The 18443-nt window shown below is 38.3% G+C and carries 12 protein-coding genes; all 12 read left to right on the forward strand.

Annotated elements, in window-relative coordinates:
* Window positions 1-209 precede the first annotated feature (209 nt).
* The 12 genes from ACFVSW_RS10335 (at window position 210) to ACFVSW_RS10390 (ending at window position 18048) form a co-directional block, all read left to right on the forward strand.
* Window positions 210-3029, forward strand: coding sequence for a carbohydrate-binding protein (locus ACFVSW_RS10335; RefSeq protein ID WP_387315425.1), 2820 nt, complete (start codon window positions 210-212; stop codon window positions 3027-3029).
* A gap of 342 nt (window positions 3030-3371) precedes the next feature.
* Complete coding sequence (locus ACFVSW_RS10340; protein ID WP_387315582.1) at window positions 3372-3458, forward strand: S-layer homology domain-containing protein; 87 nt, start codon at window positions 3372-3374, stop codon at window positions 3456-3458.
* A 465-nt stretch (window positions 3459-3923) separates the two neighbouring features.
* On the forward strand, window positions 3924-5150 hold the full coding sequence (locus ACFVSW_RS10345) for an FAD-dependent monooxygenase (protein WP_387315427.1): 1227 nt from the start codon (window positions 3924-3926) through the stop codon (window positions 5148-5150).
* Between the two features lie 594 nt (window positions 5151-5744).
* Complete coding sequence (locus ACFVSW_RS10350; protein WP_387315429.1) at window positions 5745-6503, forward strand: SDR family oxidoreductase; 759 nt, start codon at window positions 5745-5747, stop codon at window positions 6501-6503.
* A 377-nt stretch (window positions 6504-6880) separates the two neighbouring features.
* Window positions 6881-7345: a nuclear transport factor 2 family protein gene (locus ACFVSW_RS10355; RefSeq protein WP_387315431.1), complete on the forward strand. Its 465-nt coding sequence runs from the start codon at window positions 6881-6883 to the stop codon at window positions 7343-7345.
* A gap of 325 nt (window positions 7346-7670) precedes the next feature.
* A complete protein-coding gene (locus ACFVSW_RS10360) occupies window positions 7671-8009 on the forward strand; it encodes a hypothetical protein (protein WP_387315433.1) in 339 nt (112 codons plus the stop codon).
* Window positions 8010-8332: 323 nt separating this feature from the next.
* On the forward strand, window positions 8333-8833 hold the full coding sequence (locus tag ACFVSW_RS10365) for a VanZ family protein (protein ID WP_387315436.1): 501 nt from the start codon (window positions 8333-8335) through the stop codon (window positions 8831-8833).
* A 203-nt stretch (window positions 8834-9036) separates the two neighbouring features.
* Window positions 9037-9831, forward strand: a complete 795-nt coding sequence (locus tag ACFVSW_RS10370; RefSeq protein WP_387315438.1) for an ABC transporter ATP-binding protein — start codon at window positions 9037-9039, stop codon at window positions 9829-9831.
* Window positions 9832-10284: 453 nt separating this feature from the next.
* Window positions 10285-11358 carry a Wadjet anti-phage system protein JetD domain-containing protein gene (locus tag ACFVSW_RS10375; RefSeq protein WP_387315440.1) on the forward strand — a complete coding sequence of 358 codons (1074 nt, stop codon included), beginning with the start codon at window positions 10285-10287 and terminating at the stop codon, window positions 11356-11358.
* Window positions 11349-12860: a hypothetical protein gene (locus tag ACFVSW_RS10380; RefSeq protein WP_387315443.1), complete on the forward strand. Its 1512-nt coding sequence runs from the start codon at window positions 11349-11351 to the stop codon at window positions 12858-12860. Before ACFVSW_RS10375 ends, ACFVSW_RS10380 begins: the two co-directional genes overlap by 10 nt.
* Window positions 12861-13607 (forward strand): DUF6063 family protein, encoded by a 747-nt coding sequence (locus ACFVSW_RS10385; RefSeq protein WP_387315445.1) that lies wholly within the window; start codon window positions 12861-12863, stop codon window positions 13605-13607.
* Window positions 13585-18048, forward strand: a complete 4464-nt coding sequence (locus ACFVSW_RS10390; protein ID WP_387315448.1) for a coiled-coil domain-containing protein — start codon at window positions 13585-13587, stop codon at window positions 18046-18048. The genes ACFVSW_RS10385 and ACFVSW_RS10390 overlap by 23 nt, the downstream gene beginning before the upstream one ends.
* The last annotated feature ends 395 nt before the right edge of the window (window positions 18049-18443 follow it).

Here is an 18443-nt window from a genome sequence, read left to right on the forward strand (position 1 = left end):
CGATCACCGCCAATGTAATCATGAATCATGGTTCAATGGGCAAAAATCTAAGATTTCAATGGCAAGTACAGGAATCACGTATAAGCAATCAATATATTAATGTAAAATCGGGTGGTACATCCAAAAGCTACACCGTAACGTTAAATGATATTGGTAAAAAATTGCGCGTTGTAGTTAGTTTACCAGCAAATGGTGACAAAAAAACTTCATTGCCCACGAACGCAGTAATGAATGCCAACCCCCTTATTGCATCGATGAAATTCGACAATAATTTAAAGGACGATGCAAATCAAGAGAACTTGGAAGGGAACGGAAATTATAGTTATGTAGACGGTGTATTACCCGGGACCAAAGCTCTGCACTTAGAAAGCGGAGACGGCAATTATGTCGGTACGACGCATAGCTTGAATTTTGGTAATGACAGTTTTACCGTATCCTTCTGGTATAAGGGCGATACGAACAAAAATCAGGTCATATTATCAAACAAGGATTTTAGTAACGGCTCTAACGCAGGCTGGGCGATTTACACATCAGCCAATTCGGTCAATATGAATTTAGGATTCCCGACCGCAAAAGAAAAGAACATTTCCTTTGGGCGCAATACGTTTAATGCTTCCGATTGGCGTTACGTGACATATGTTGTAGACAGAAATAAAATGCTCGCGTCGTTGTATATTGATGGTTACGAAATGGCTGAAACTACGCTGAAGCTCGGAACTTTAGATACATACAACCCTTTAAAAATAGGTGTTGACGGATTGGGCAACCTCGGCGGTAATTCATTCGATATAGCTGATCTGATGATTTGGAAAGGCGTATTAAGCAATGATGTAGTTCAAGCGAATTATAATAGTTACGCTGTAAATAAAGTAGATATGAACGCACTTAACAACACAATATCAGAAGCAAATACAGTTATAGCAGGCGGTCTCAGCAACGGTTACAGCAAAACTGATTTTGATTATTTGAAAAAGGTTTTGAAACAGGCAAATACGGTTGCAACAACGCAAAAAGAAAAATTATTTACACAGGAAACGATCAATTATTACGAACGTGAATTAACCAATGCCATTTTCATCTATCAAAAAAGTAATAAAACAGCAACGCCCGCCGATTTAAATATGATTGTGAACAGCGATACAGAAATCAGTGGTAATCCTGCTGCAATCGCGCGTGTGGAGGATGATTTCAGAAAAAGCCTGAAAATATTCTCGCAAGCCGACGTCATGTTGATTCCTGGAGACGTTACCGGCGGTAACAATGCCATCGAATATCTGTGGATGAATGAGCTGACAAACGTTTACAATAAACTTAAAGATGAAGGCAAATTTGACAATATTGCGCTTTATTTGGTAAGAGGCAACCATGATATGGGCGGAGCCGAAAAATTAATTCCTGTTGGTTCGGCGGGCGCGTGGAACGAATCTACGAAATCGTACGATAACAATTTCTTTAACGATGCTTATCGGGTCAAGATAAAAGGATATAATCTTGTGGTTTTTGACGGAAATTATGACAATAACAACACGTCTGGAAAAGCTAAAAATTTCCTTGATCAAATTAGAAAAGAACCGGATTACGATCCCACCAAACCGATATTTGTATCTTCTCACTTCCCTATAAGCGGGACCAATTGGGGATCGGGATGGAGCACCTCGGCAAGTAATAATGTAGGTAAATATATTGCTGACAATGATTTGTCGCAAGTGGTATATCTGTCAGGTCATACGCATTACGATCCGACCGACGAACGTTCACTCTATCAAGGTGCAGCTTCGTATTTCGATGCTGGTTCGACGAATTATTCCAGTTATATTGATGGCGGTCCGTCCGGCGGATATATAGAAGGTGCGTATATCAATTACCATACCACACCTCGCATCTCGAATTTCATAGAGGTTTATGGTACAAAAGTTATCATCAAACATTATAATTTAAGCACAGAAGAATTTGTCGGCATACCTTCTGTAGTCAACGTTGGCGAAGGCAAAGATGCTTTTACGTATAGCAAGAGCGATACAAGAGAGCTCATCGCTCCGCAGTTTGATGAGGGTATTACGATCAATTCCTTAAAAAGTAACGAACTTACTTTTACAATGAAGCAAGCCAATGACAATGTACGTGTGTTGGAATACAATGTTCAGCTTATCAACAAGCTTACCGGGGAAGTTGACAAATCGTTCAACAGTCTTTCGCTGCCGCTAGACAAGCCATTCGATGAACACAGGGAATATACGATTACAGGTTTATTGCCGAAAACTCCATATATACTCAGGGTATTTGCCGCGGATTCCATGTATAACCGTTCGTCGCAAGACATTGACCTCATAACAGACGGTGTTAAATTAAACAGCTTCACTGCACCTGCTGACAAAACAGGGGTGGCAATCGGAACGGCGAAGACAGCGGATGCCCTAGGATTACCAACGACAGTAGACTTAGTTACGGATGCGGGCAGCTTGAATGGGGTGGCCAAAGTGACATGGAATGTAGATGCTTCAAAGTATGATCCCACTGTAAAGACTGTACAGACCTTTACTGTAACTGGAACTGTAACTTTGCCAAATGGGGTGGAAAATCCCAATAACGTCCCTTTGACAACAAGCATCAGTGTAACTGTTGATGCAGCAGCTTTTATTCAGGCGGAAAACTATACCTCTATGAACAATGTAAAGAAAGAGGACACCAATGACATTGGCGGCGGACAGGCACTTGGATATATTGGTGCGGATTCTTGGATGGAATATAGTGACATCGATATTCCGTCGTCGGGAACTTATACCCTGCAATACAGGGTGGCTGTCAATAAGTCGGCAGGATCCGGCATCACATTTATCGTAGACGGAGTTCCGCAGAAGACAACGACATTGCCGGATACAGGAGGGTGGCAGACTTGGTCAACAGTGTCTGATGAGGTTACACTGGCGGCGGGGAAGCATACAATAAGGCTTCATGCAACAACAGACGGATTTAATATCAACTGGTTCAAACTATTGTATCCAACAAATCCAAATCCCAGTCTACATTGACAGGTTTACAGCGGGTGAACTCTGATCAAGCATTCAATCTGACGATGGATTGACCGGAGTAACAGAAACTGTAATACCGAAGACATCGTAGATTTCAAACCGGTTGCCGTGGATACGAACATAGGCGAAATTTAGGATGGATCGGTAATGAAACAGGGGGAGATCGATTTTCTCCCCCTTATCGATTTGGACGGGTTAATGGCACCAAAGGTGTACTAAAGCAGCATTTCCTCGCTCTACAACGGGAAACCGGCTCATATTTCATATGTAATGTGATAGTCGCTAGCGCCGTCGGTGTAGAAATTGACCTAATTGTTGTCCATTCGGTTGTTGTGAAAGATATTGACAGACACTGGGGGTAAAGACGCCGTTGAGAAGCTTGCTAGCGCAGGAGTGATTACCGGATATGATGACGGGAATTACACTTAATAAAGCTAGAAAAATTCTTTTTGCCATCCCGTGTTCCTCCAAATCTATTAATCTATTTCCTATTTAATCACGATAATCCATTTTTTAGTAAACGCTTTTTCAAAACTAGCCTTTTCTTTTTGTTCGTTTATCAAGGGTATTAGTATCAATTTAATCAAACTCTATTTTAAAGCAACATTTTAAGTTACCTAGATTCTAACTATTAATAAAAATATTGGGTATTAAGGTAAATTTATCTATATACTACTAAAATTAAATTAATAATGTCTAAGGAGTTTTATTAAAAATCCTGTGTTGATATGCAGGGTTTTTTCTTCTTCAAGCAACTGGCAGTTTAGTTGAACAATCTAATTAGCATTTGTTCAACAATCGGGCCAGATTCTTGAATTATTAAAGCAAGCATTATATCCATTTTTTTACATATAATCCCATGTTGGTGTTTGAATTTAGGGAGGAGATAGCAGAATGATTGGAAAACAAATACAAAAGGATGTCATTGTTGTTGGGGGAGGACCAGCTGGCATGATGCTGGGCTTATTATTGGCTAAGGTTGGTGTTCAAGTAATCGTCTTGGAGAGCCACGATAATTTTGATCGTGAATACCGTGGAGAGGTGCTTCAGCCCCGCTTTATTCAATTGCTTAATCAATTAAAATTGCGTGAGTATATCGAACAATTGCCTCATTCTAAGCTAAAGAAAGGTGCTTTTTATCATTATGATAAAAAGAAAGGTGACATTGATTTTACTTCCATGATTGCAGAAGCACCTTATGCTCTCTGGATTCCTCAGCCTATTTTACTTCAAGCACTATACAAAAAAGCAAAGGAATATCCAACGTTTAATATGATGTTTCATGCCCCGGTAAAAAAACTGCTCGAGAAGGATGGAACAGTGACAGGAGTGGTTGTTGAGCAGGAGAATAAAGAGCTACTTGAAATCCAGGCAAAAATAATAGTCGGAGCTGATGGACGGTTTTCTACGATTCGTCGTTTAGGTGGTTTTGAATTAGAATATCAACATTATCCTGGTGATCTAATCTGGTTCAGTGTAAAACGGCCTTCTCATTGGGGAGAAGAATTGCGATTTAAAATCACAGAGGGACACAGCTATATAACACTGCCGAAATACCCTGATTTACTTCAAGTAGGCATTGCTTTACCACGGGGCGAATGGAAAGAAACACAGCGTCAAGGAATAGAAAATTTTCGTCAAGAAATTATGCATGCTAACAAAGGATTTCATGAATTTGCTGAATCTTTGGTTGACTTTAAATCATTCGTACCGCTTCAAGCTAAAAATCATATGGTTAAAACGTGGGCAAAGAATGGCTGCTTGCTGATCGGTGATGCTGCTCATTGTTCATCTCCTGTAGGAGCAATAGGAGTTTCTTTAGCAGTAACGACAGCAGTTGTGGCGGCTGATGTTATTTGGGATGCGCTGCAAAAACGTGATGTCTCAGCTAAAGTTCTCTGTAGAGTTCAGGAAATTCGAAGTGAAGAGATTGAGGAAATTCACCAAATTCAAGAGCGAATGGGAAAATTGTTTTTTACTTCGTCAAAATTTGTAAAAGGGATCCGACCATACATTGTATCTACTGCTTTCAAAACTCCTCTTTTTTCGATGATCCAGAAGAAGCTATTTGTCATGAAAAATCCTGTAGCTATTAATCCTGAATTTGTATTCGATAAATAACAAGATAACGCTTATCTTTCTTTATTGTAATAACGGTTTTTGTTCCATAATCGGGCGCTTTAACGGAGCAACGAAAAAAGCCTAATTTCTCAAATATAAAATGTTGAGAAATTGGGCTTTTTAATATGGTAATTTCCTTAACGTTGTAAATCAGCGGTTATCTTAACTTGGACGTGAGAACTATTGGAGTATCAATGGTTCTCACATCATTTACATGTATTCAATGTTAATATTGATTTAAAAAAGTTTGATCATTAATGATATCATGTTAAATTAACGGACCCTACTTGAAGAAGCATATACTTTTTTATTCAGTTATGAGGCAAGGCGCTTACCAAGCAATTGAAGATGTAAATATTTTGGCAAAATGTATTAAAAGAAATAACTATGTTGAACAAGCATTTAAACAATATGATGCATATCGTCAAAAACGTATTCAAGATTTATATAAGCAATGCTGGCAACCAAGAGATGAACTAAGTTATCTGAAGCAATCGCCCCCTTGAAACCGAATAGGAGAGCAACATTTCAAATAATGTTCCATGATATTATTCTCTATGAAATATAACTATGTTTGAACAAGGAGATGGAAGCATGAGTAAGTTAGCGGGCAAAATCGCTTTAGTTACAGGATCAAGTCGAGGAATTGGCCGCAGTATTGCATTGCGTCTGGCACAAGAGGGAGCCTTTGTTGTCGTTCATTACGGGAAAAGACGTAATGAGGCAGAAGCAGTTGTTCACCAGATCGAGCAAAGCGGAGGAAATGCTTGCGCGATTGGTGCTGACCTTAGTACTCTAGATGGTATTCAAGATTTATTTACTACTTTTGATGATACTATTCGGGAATATATGGGCGGTGACGGATTCGATATTCTTGTCAACAATGCTGGAATTGGTCAAATTATCAGTTTAGAAGAGACGACGGAAGAATCATTTGACGAGGTAATGAAGATTAATGTCAAAGCACCACTTTTTGTTACTCAGCAAGCTTTGCCACGTTTAAAAGATGGAGGACGGATTATTAATATTTCATCTTTTGTGACACGTGCAGCTTCTCCAAGTGTCTTCACGTACAGTATGTCCAAAGGTGCTATCGACACATTTACGCGTCTTCTAGCCAAACAACTAGGGAGCCGTAATATTACGGTAAACGCCATCCAGCCTGGAATTATTAATACAGAGATGAATGCTGAGAAAAACCTTGATGGACAAAAATATGCGGCTGGTCTTTCAATCTTCAACAGATGGGGAGAACCCGAGGATGTGGCAGATATTGCCGCCTTTCTCGCTTCCTCAGACAGCCGTTGGGTAACTGGTCAATTGCTCGATGCAAGTGGCGGATCTCATCTATAGAACCTGTAAGATAACGAATTTATAAGGATCTTCAAATGAAGTGACCTCAAAAAGTTAGACACATATTTTAAGCAGTTACTGAGGAATGAACTCTGTATTGGACAGGGCTCATTCCTTTAATTTTCCTTTAATTCATTTGTTATTGTAAATAGTAAATGTACTTCTCCAATTCTGAAATGAAATGTTCCATACTTTCAAATTCTTGATAATAAAATAGTTCAGATTAGTGGATTAACTCCCGTTGAGTCTAAATCGGTAAAACCGGGTGAAAAACTAGATACATTAGCAAAATTAATCTTTTGATTATTTCCAAAATTCAATCTAACATCTGATATAATTAGTTAGTTGAAAAAAGTACTAAGGGATGGTGAATTTCATTGAAAATTCTTGAAACGGATCGACTTGAAACAAAAGTAATTCTAGATCGATTAACCGCCTCATTTTTCGAAGCTTTTACTAATAAAAATGGAAATAAACCGAATGTACGCGCCCTCACCGAATTATTTATTCCAGAGGCAATGATCATTAAGAATACAGATTGCGCTCCTATTATTTATAGTCTTCAGCAGTTTATCGAACCCCGTGAGAAACTATTAAGTGAAGGGAACTTGATAAATTTCAAGGAAGAAGAATTGTACGAAATCACAGAGATTTTCGGAAATATCGCTCATCGCTTCAGCCTGTATCGAAAAATAGGTGTATTGTCTGGCGAAGCTTTTGATACAATGGGCATGAAAACAATGCAGTTCATTCGTACTCCCTGTGGTTGGAAGATAAGCTCAATAGCTTGGGATGATGAAAGAATGGGCTTAACCATTCCGGAAAGGTATCGAAAAAAATAACTATGCAAAAGACTCTCTTCTCATCTAATTGCTCCAAAGCATGCGGTGACATAGCTTTGGGGATTTCCAATTATCTTGAAAAAGTAGATGACGTAGCCTAGTATTTGTAATGATCTTCAACAATCGGGCGCTTTTCTTGAATAAGAAGGCGTCTTTTTGAATTGTACTGGATTCTGGAACAACAATTATTAGGGATTGTATATATATTAATGCGTAGAAGAGATTGTGAAGGATTACACTTAAACTATCGTGGCAGGTTACTTCAAGAAAGAATTAAACAATTCAACGAAGAAATCAATGGATTATGCCATTATAGGAGGATTTTATGTCCAATTTTATTAATGTAAAGGACTTTAAAAAATGGATACTAGAGAAAAATATAGAGCGAGAAACTATTGAAGGGTTTTGGGAGACTTTTAATAATTGGAAGGAAGAGTACCCTGAAGAATATGAAGATACATTTAAGGAAGGCTTTAAATCTGAGAAACTTTCCATTTATATTAATACAGTTACTTTTACAATTACAAACTATCCAGATGAGGACTTTAATCACGTAGTTATAAGACTCAATTTTGAGTACGATGATTCAGTGATAGGCGAATATAGAATGGTTTTTGATTATGAAACAGGTGAAGTATTTGATGATATATTTTGTGTGTATTAATTTTGCACCTTTCTTAAGCTTACGGGTAATATAGTTGAAGAATGGTCAGTTATTTTTATTCAACAATCGGGCCAGATTGTTGAGGAAAATTCGCTTAATGGAATGTAAAAATTCCTAGAATATACATTTTTACGTGGCAATAAAGGTAGCACCTAAATAGGCATATGCTTGAAATAGCAAAATAATTAGTGAATAATTGATGATATTTATTTATTTATAAACCAAACAGAAGGTAAATTCGTCTATATATTTAAAAGGGTAAAGCGAGACTTCTCGCAATATAAGGATTCAGTAAAAAATTTTAGATTGGAGTTTATACAAGAATGAGAATTTTTTCCAAAGTAGTTTTAATAATCCTATTGTGTCTGTATCTATCAATTCTTACAAAATTAATATTATTTAAGCATCTTCCTTTAGAAATTATAATTAGCAATTTTACTTTCAAAAGTAATGATGACTTCTCCTGGTATTACACGAGTAATTTCATACCTTTCAAAACAATTATTTATTATTTGTTTTTAGCAGATATAAATTTAAATATTCGAATTGAGAATTTAGGTGGAAATGTTATTGGTTTTGCACCTTTTGGTTTCATTATTCCGTTATTATCTAAAAAATTTCTAAGCTTTAAAAATGTCGCTATTGCCACAGCTTGTTTAAGTCTGTTATTTGAACTTACTCAATTAATTTTTAAATTCGGTAGTTTTGATGTTGACGATTTGATTTTAAATACACTTGGGGGAATGTTAGGGTATGTACCAATTAAATTGATTCGGTTATTAATAAATCAAAAACAAACGTATAGCGCCAAAGATGCTTTATAGTATATAAAGGGGGAAATCTTACGGGAGTTGTTTGTTGTGTCATACTTCTTAAGAGCGTCTAAAGTAAATAAAAAATATAATACATATAACGTTTAAATGCACCACCAAAAACCATAAATTACACCAGATCGATAGCTTTACTTTCTGAAAATTTCGATACTATAATAATATTATTTAATGTATGGTAGAAAGGGGTATTTATATTGGTTGTACAACTCGAAAATGTTTCTTTAAGTCGAGATGGTAAATGGATTTTAAAGGATATTAATTGGCAAATTAAAGCGGGAGAAAACTGGGTACTTTTTGGATTAAATGGCTCTGGAAAAACAGCCATTTTAAATTTGCTAAATGCTTATTATTTCCCGACAACAGGAAAAATAGCTGTTTTAGAAATGGAATTTGGGAAAACATACCTTGGCGAAAAACTTCGTAAGCAGATTGGCTTTGTATCGACTTCACTGCAAGAAAAGTTTTATCCAAGTGATAGTGCATTTGAAGTTGTATTAAGCGGTGCCTTTGCTTCCATTGGTTTATACGAAACCCCATCAGATGAAATGAGAAAAAAGGCGATCACGTATCTAGAGAACCTTGGATGTATTGAGTATGCAAATAGAAATTATGTGACATTGTCACAAGGTGAAAAACAACGAGTGCTGATTGCTAGGGCATTGATGTCAGACCCTTCATTGCTTATTCTTGATGAACCAACTAACGGATTGGATTTTATTGCACGCGAGCAGCTGTTAGAGTCAATTGACAGAATGGCCAAAAGCCCCGGGGCGCCAACATTGATTTATGTCACCCATCATGTTGAAGAAATATTGCCTGTTTTTAATAAAACATTATTATTAAAACAAGGACAAATTTTTGCATTAGGAAATACTCAAGAATTAATCTCAAGTGAGCCTCTTTCTACGTTTTTCGAGTTACCAGTACGTGTATTATGGGAGAATAATCGACCATTACTGTCCAAACTTCAATTTATGAATGGCAGATAAAAGGGAGATTGGGGGTCAGTCCTCTGGCACACTATTGCTTTAATACCCAGGGGACTGTAATTATAGCGATTCTGTCATTTCATAACCATAAAAAATAATCCAACCTTGAGCTAGCAAGTTTATATGGATTATTCTACCGTATAGTCGACCCCTTAGAGGGAACCGTCTATTGCTGGACCGGACATGTAAGAGCATGCTCGGTCTTTTTTAATTTATGAATTCCTTACATTTATTATACCCGCCACTCGAAAAATAGAAACTGCTTTTGCTTAAAAGATTTTCTTAATAACGCATCAAGGGTTTTGTCAGATTAATATGACCGGCAGGGCCTTGGTCACTTAAGTTGGTGCAAAATTAAATCTCTTACAAGCAATCGCGAAACTAGTTTATAATAGAATGATAACTGAATTTATCGTAGGATTTAATTCCTATGACTTTAGAAGATATAAGTAGGTGGGCACAATCGACATCATCGAAACACGGGTGAGAGGTTTTATTACAGATATCCAGCACCCTAGTCAAAAAAAGAGAATCAATATGAATGATTTAGAACTGCAATTACGCAAGCTGATGGATGATTATTTTGAAATGGATGGGTATTCGCTGTTTTTTAACACCATTCAAACGTTACAAGCGGAAGGGGAGCTGATCCCGATTCAAAATAAGCAATATAATGGGAAAACACCCGCGCTTGCTTTATATTACTGGGTGAATATCAAAGCTCATACAACTAAATGGAATCGTCTTGAGATGATGAAATTAAGTGATCAGTTTGATTTTTCCTATTATGAACGGCATCCCGAATGGCAAACGAAAGAGGAATGGAATCGAATCCAGAATGTCTATTCATTCTTACAATCGAGTCATGAGCGAGAATGGGTGTCAGTCGAAGAAAGAAGCTTGGAGCTATTCGGCCATGAAAAATTCCTGCTCGATGGCGAACAATTTTCGGATAGCAAAGGCTTTTTAACGAGAATTGGTATCGGAGAAGAACAGCTTAAAATGGTGAACTATGGCGAGCCATTTGTGTTTTGGCTGAAGCAAGGAAAAGCAATCCATGAGATTCAACGGATTCTCATTGTCGAAAATCTATCATTCTTCCATACTTCGATTCAATTATTAGAAGCCGGCCAGCTTGATTATGAGCCTGATGTAATTATTTATGGGGAAGGCACAAAAATAGAACGAAGCTTTTCGTTTTTCTTTCGCATGTTTCCGCCAAACAACTATCTTTTTTATTACGCAGGCGATCTTGATGCGGCAGGGTACGGAATCCTTATCCGGATGATTGAAAAATATCCAGACAGTTGTATTCAGCCTGCCTTAAAAATATATCGCAAAATGCTTGAATGTCTTGAACAAAAAAATGATCAAAAACAAGGTCAAACACAAAATCTGAAGTTTCGAGATGCCTTCTTTCAATGGTTTACAGAAGAGGAGCAAGCATTACTCATGCAATTATGGATGGAAAATAAGCGGATTCCACAGGAAGTCCTGACAATCGAAACATGGAGGCGATGGATGTGAACGAATCATGGGAAGGATTCGCAGGAAGAATGCAGCGATTAAATCCATTGTTTGAGCTTGGGAGGGGAATGGATGTAGGAGAGCTGAAACCCTATGTTCAAACTATTCTAATGCAAGTGCTCCTCACCATCTTTTACCGGGAATTAAATGATGATGATGGAAGAAAAAAGTCTGATATTAAGTATATGGTGGAAGATGCGATTAAACAAATGAAGCTTCTTGCAGACGATAAGCAAATTGAGCGGATCACAAGCGGACTTTTATATTCAGGAAAAGAAGAGTACAGCCAGCCGTTTGAAGCGTTATATTACGATGAAATCAGGCAGGCATGGGAGACTCAGGTGTTCCGCTATGTCACGATGGATGAGTTATACACGAATTTAGAGATGGGCGGATCCATTGTTTATAAACTAACCGAGGTCTCTCAGGAAATGATTTTTATGAGCAGGGAAATGGCGGAGGAATTCTCCATCACCATCGAACAACTCTACAGTATGCAGCTGATTAAAAACGGAAATTTCCGTAAAGCGACTCGAAACCTCGATCACCTCATTTCACGCGTCAACCGCTTAATGGCAAAAGAATTCTCCTTTCAAAAGGAAATGATCAACAATCCAAAAATCTTATTAATGGAAGAAGAAATGCAAAGGGCAGACAATCGTGCTGAAATCGAAAACCAATTTGAAGAGGAAAAAACGCACTTCCGGACCATTACGAGTATGATTGAAAAAACGAAACGAAGAAATGAAGAAGATGACGATGTCCAAAAAGAATTGCATCTTCTCCAAGAAAAAGTAGGCCATACGAGACAATTGCATGATCGTTTTGCGAAGCTCGTTATTCAAAACATTTCCTATGAGATGAAATTAAAGGCCGAAAATCCATCGTTATTTTGGGAAAATAGCTTGGTGTCATTCCGCGAGCATTTTTATGAAAATATGTTCATGAAGGAAGGCGTTCGTTCTTTTACGGAAATCGAAACCGTACTGTCTCCTTTGTTTGCACCGAAGAATGAATTCATTCTGCCGCTTGATTGGATTTGGGGTGAACAGGAATTCGATGATAAACAAGTGACCGATGTGGTCATCGAAGAGGAGCCCGAGGAAGAAATCACTCAGGTGCGTGTGACGGACTGGAATTCTGTAAGTAAGGCTTGGAGTTATGTTTTTCAACAATTACAAGCAACAGGAGAGTTTTCATTAACTGAATTATCCACCTTTCCATTCGAAGTGCAGGACCTATGGTTTGAAGAATCGGAAACTATTGATTTATGGATGATGTTTGATAAGAAACCGCTTAAAGTTCAAGTGCTGCATCGGAAGGAAGAAACCTTAAGCGATGAAAGGGAAATTCTTCTTTATAAACTACTGAACGAATACCCGCAATTTCAAGTGTTTGAAGGCATGAAGCTGTTTACGACGTTTGATCCTCGGGCGGAGCCTATTCTGTGGCAGCGAACGAAAATAACCCCTTTTAAACTATGTTTACAGGAGGCCCAATAAATGAGTGCAGAAACAACCAAGAGAGCAGCAGCTGTCTATTTTACTCTATTAAAAGATAAAGTCATTGATGAATATAGTGAACACTTTCAGACGTATTTTGATCCGGAGGTAAGACAGACCGTTCTTTTATTAGCAGACGAATCAGGCACCTATATCATTGAATCGCCTAAACGTATTCAATTGATTGTCCAGCCAACCGGCTCCGTTTTTGCGACCAATTTTACGCATATGAAGGAAAAGCATAAGCAAATCGAGACGAAAAGACATTTTCATCTCATTAGCATTGTGATTATGTCCTTTTTAGCCAGCATCGACCGCAACCAGGCAGCCAAAATCCGGACACAGCGAGAAGGGATTAGCTACTACACATTAGAACGTCTTGTCAATGATCTGATCATGAATTGGGAAAGCATTCTAAAAACTAAGCCTAACTTCGGTGATGAAGAACGCATTGATATGAAGGAAGTTGTTACTACATGGAAATACATGGAAGTGGAAACGGACGATTATGGCGCTAAAAAAGCAAATCGACGAACGAGAATTGGGTTAATTGCCAGTGCAATGCGCTTACTGGAGTCGGAACGGTTAGTTGTCATTCTGGATCGGGACGATATTCCAAAGGTGATTCCAAAGCAAGAGCTGTTTGAACGGATTGAATACCTGTATCACGATTATGATCGCTATGAATTATTGAAACAATTAATGACATCAGAGGAGGATGGGCATGCCGAAGATTCATCGAATTAGAATTGTGGGCCTGAAGTACGATGGCATGCAAAAGCAATATAAAAATACCACGTTTAACTTCCATAATGAGGAAACGTCGACAAATGGTCTCATTTCGATGATGAACGGCGGTGGGAAAGGGGTTTTCCTTCAGACCATCTTCCAAATTCTCAAACCAGGAACGGCGTGGGGGAAACAAAACAATCGGTATTATCAGCAATTTTTCTTTAATAATAAGGAGCAATTTATTCCTTATACCTTTCACGTTGTGATTCAGTGGGAATTAGATGGTGCGGACCGCCGTCATCTCGTCACGGGAGGAATGTTTTCAGCTGAACAGCGGATCTCGATGAGTGAAGAAAGTGGAAATGAAAGTAGAACACTGGAACAGGAAGCCAAAATCCTCCCTACTTTTACGTTTTATACAAGAGAGTTTGAACGGAAAGAGGAGGCAGCTCTTGAGCATATTCCACTTGTTGAAAATGAGGAAGTGGCTGACACCGAAGCTTTGAAGGACTATTTAAAATGGAACGGATATGATGTATACCGAGATCTGAAAAAGCATTACCGCATTCTGGATACATACGGAATTAACCGTAAAGACTGGGATATCTTGAAGGACATTAACAAAGATGAAGGCGGTGTTGGAAAATACTTTGAGGGAGCAGAAGATGATCATTCCTTGTTCCAAAAACGAATCATTCCAACGGTTAGTCAAATCTTACATCGAACAGACCATCAAAAAAACGATCTGGTAGAAATCTTCAAGAGTCAGGCAAGTATTGCGAAGGACCTGCCAGTACTTTTAAAAAGAGAGCAAGCACATAAGGAGTTCTTAGAGGACATTATCCCTTTTGACGAGCACCTAGCAAAGGGGATTGAACATAAAGAATTCATAGAAAACAGTATTAAGGTTGGCCGGCAGCTGCTTGGTGCTTTAGAGCATTTGAAAAAAACTGAAGAAGAAACGCTCCTTACGTTAGAAAAAGACAGTGAAAAACTTACCTTAAAACAAGCAAATTTACGCTTCCAAAAAGACAACTTGGAGTTTGCAAAAGCGCATAGGGAAGTACTAGATTGGGAGAAGAAATTAGCAGAAGAACAGAAGAAACACACGTCCTTACAAGAAGCTGTGAAGGAAAAACAGGAACGAAGAGAAGAGCTTGCCTTTCAGACGATCTTAAAAGAGTGGTATGAATACGAACAAACGATTCGCTCATTTTCCCAGCAAATTGCGAAATTGGAGCAAAACAGCGGCTTAGTGCAGGTTAATCAAAGAATGGATGAAATCAAAAAAGAAGCTTTAGCGCAATGGGAAACTTCTTACCAATCCATACAAGAGGCCATGATGCAGTATGATGGCTACCAAAGGTTCTTAAAGAAAAAAGAAACCGAATTGTCGCGCCAGGATAAACAAATGACTAAGGAGATTGCTCAGCTCAGCGCAGTAATTGATAGTCTCTATACTCAAATGCATGCGTTCGAGTCTAAGGAAGAAGCGCTTATAACCGAGTTTGGCGACCGCATCACCTATGATTTAAAGGGTTATATCGAAAGCCTATCAAAACAAATTGAAAACAAAAAGGCTCAGTTAGAAGAGCTGGATGTCAAAGATCAAGAATCTACGGAAAAGCAAAAGCAGTTAGCGGCATCACACGGGACACTTGCTCAATCGATTACGTTTTCAGAAGAAAAATGTGAAGAGCTAAAGCAAGCAAATGAAGTGCAAACTCAAAAAGAAGCAAAACTAGTAGAGAAGCTTCGTGGTTTACTAGAGGATGTCACGGTGCCGTTAAGTCATGCTCTATTATCGAAGTATGCTCTTCAGATAGAAGAACTACTGGGCCAGAATAAGCAACAAGGGGAACAACTGAAAAAAGAGCTTTGGGAAACACAGCTCGACCATTCCTTAAATGATGATCATTTCTGGATTGCCAATAAGGATGTGAAGGAGTTAAAGGAATGGATTGATGAAAAAACGGGGATTGATGTGTTTTATGGAACCCAATTTCTTCAATCTTTAAGTCCCGAGGATCTAGTGAAATACCTTTTGACTAATCCGCTCCTCCCATATGGTTTGGTCGTCAGCCAGCATCAATGGCAAAAAATTAATCAGCAGGTTCTTTCCGGAAGATTGTTTAATAGTCCTGTTCCCATCTTCCTGCGTGAGGAAATGAACAAAGAAAGGGACCAAGCTTCCTTTGTCATTATTAACGGAACCGAAAAAGCGCTATTAACGGATAAAAATCAATTCTCTAGCTGGAAAATTAGTATTGCGAAACAAATAGAAGAAAAGCAAGAAACGCTTGTAGAAATGGAAAAAACAGAAGCGACCTTCCGTCGTATTTTAAAAGAAATCGATCGATTCCTATCAAGGGAGCTTTCCATTGATCTCGAACGAACGCTCAGTCAGGAACAGAATGCTCTTCTTTCTCAGAAAACACAACTTCAAGAAATTATCACACAAGTGGAAAAAGAGAAGGAATTACAGCTTCAGTTAAAAAAACAGCTGGAAAAAACGAAACGAAAACGTAAAGAACTTTCTACTGCTGTGGAAACATTAGCTAAATTTGCTGAAGAAAAAACGCTTCATCAAGAAAATAAACAGGTGAAGCTAGAGAAAGAGAACCAAAAGGAAGCTTTGACCATCAAGCAGCAGGAAATAGGTAAAGAGTACCAAACCCTCGTTGAATTGCAAAACAAGTGGAAGCAAACCTATTTTGAATGGAAGCTAACCATCGAACAAACGATCAAAGAAATTGCCGCCTTTATAAATGTTGCAGCGTTTCCTACAGAAGAAAAAGCAGACCTATGTGAAGAGGTTCCGCGTCTTTCACCACATCTTTTAGAAGAGATTTATGGGAGAACGAAAGAGTTAAAGCAGCTGCAAAAATCAAAAGAAGAGCAAGCTAGTGAATTATTGGTGATTCAGGCGACAAAAGAATCAGAACAAAAGCAGCAAAAGAAATTAGAGAAAAAACTGATGGCTCATCAAAAGGATTGGAAAGAAGTTCCTGAACCAGATGAACCGATTAGTATATTGGAAAATATACTGCAAACCGCACAGAAGGAAGCAAAGACAGCGGAAAAAGAAGAACGTGAACAAGGTACTGCTGTAACCGTAGCAGAAACCTCCATACAGCATGCGATCCAGCAGCGTGAAAAGTTAGGAAAGAAGGTCGCAAAGCATGAAAAACAGCCTGAAGAATGGGAAGACCTTGACTTAGAAGTAAAGGCCGTAGAAATTAATGACCAAACGAAAATCGCGAAGGATGAATTAAAGAAGACAGAAAAACTCCTAAAGGAAACAGAAGCCAATATTACAGGCTATGAAGGGGATTTGTTAACCTTATCTGTTATTCTTAAGGAGGAAGCAGCAGTATTCACGGATCAAGATGTCGAAAAAATAAAGAATCAAGGAAAAACATGCATCTTATCCTGGTGTGAAGAGCATCAAGCGATTCAGGAAGAAGGTCAAGAGAAGCATGCGAAAATCGAACAATCATTGCGCAATTTAAAGCTCGCGATTGAAGGAAAAGATTGGGAGATTCGTTTTAAAAATGAAGTTTTAACAACACTTGACCATATGGATACAAGGCATTATTCGCATATTCAAACCATTGTTAAAAATATGAAGCGTTTTTCACAAAGTGGATTGGAGCAATTAGAACGGGACAAAGAACGAGCTGAAAAGGCGCAAAACTTCTGGGCCAGCCGTGCCAGCATGAAGGTGATGAGTATTTCAGAGTCGATTCGTTCGATGATTGCGAAAATGAAGCTGAAAAATGAACGAGGATCGTTCCCGCTTGTCCAGCTCAAAGAAGACATCCTGCCGAAAAGGGCGGAAGAGATTGAGCCGTTACTGAAGCAGCATTTTGTAGCGGCCATTAACAAAATTACGAAACAGTTTGATATGATTGATAACAACAATCTATCATTAGATCAAGAAATCAAACAGCTCATTAGTGATGAGCAAATTTTATTTGTATCGCTTCGAAATCGATACCCTGAGCTGCTTGTCTATAACATGCGGACGGATAACGCCTTTATGTATGGCAAGCCAAAAAGGGAGCATTATTCGACCTGGCAGACGATTAATCAAGGATCTAAGACGAAATCGGACGGAAGCGGTGGACAAAAGCTTTCCGCTCGAATGGTCATGATGATGATGTTATTATCAGTGAAAAGCGAAAACGATCAAAGCTGGGTGCCTTTAGTCTGTGATAATCCATTTGGACAAGCTGCATCGCCACATGTTCTTGACCCGATCTTCGCTGTTGCTGAGAAACTGAAATTTCAATTCATCGTCGTGACACCACCTGAACTGGTGAAAACGGAAATAAGCCAACGATTCGATGCCTACTATAAATTGGACTTTATTCGTGAAAAAGGAAAAGAAATCGTTTCAGACACCATTGTTCCAGCATTTCGGATCTATCAGGGGGAGGAAGTTATTCAATAGGGTAAACTTATTTTATGATTAACTTGCTTGATCGGGGTTATAGAGGTTGTTTTGAGAACGGAAGATTTAACAATAGGATATCGCTCAACGATGGCGAAATTCTTAAGAATTTTAGAAATTGGCGCGATTATCTAAAGATAATCGCGCCTATTTCATGTTTAGGGCCATATTGTATTCGACTTACATATAAAAAAAAGAAAAACTAATTTACGTAAGCCAAAGTTGAAATATACCAAAGAGTATGATAAATTAAATGGAAATTAGAGGTGAAAAAAATGCTGTCTCTTATTAATATCCCTTCTCTGTCACAATTCCATCATCATAAAAACTAGCCTTGCTATTCGATTTTTTAGTCGTATATAGGAAGGCTATTTCTCATTAAACCGTATTGATTA

Origin of the sequence: Neobacillus sp. NPDC058068 (genome assembly GCF_042885335.1) — a bacterium.
Lineage (GTDB): Bacteria > Bacillota > Bacilli > Bacillales > Cytobacillaceae > Neobacillus.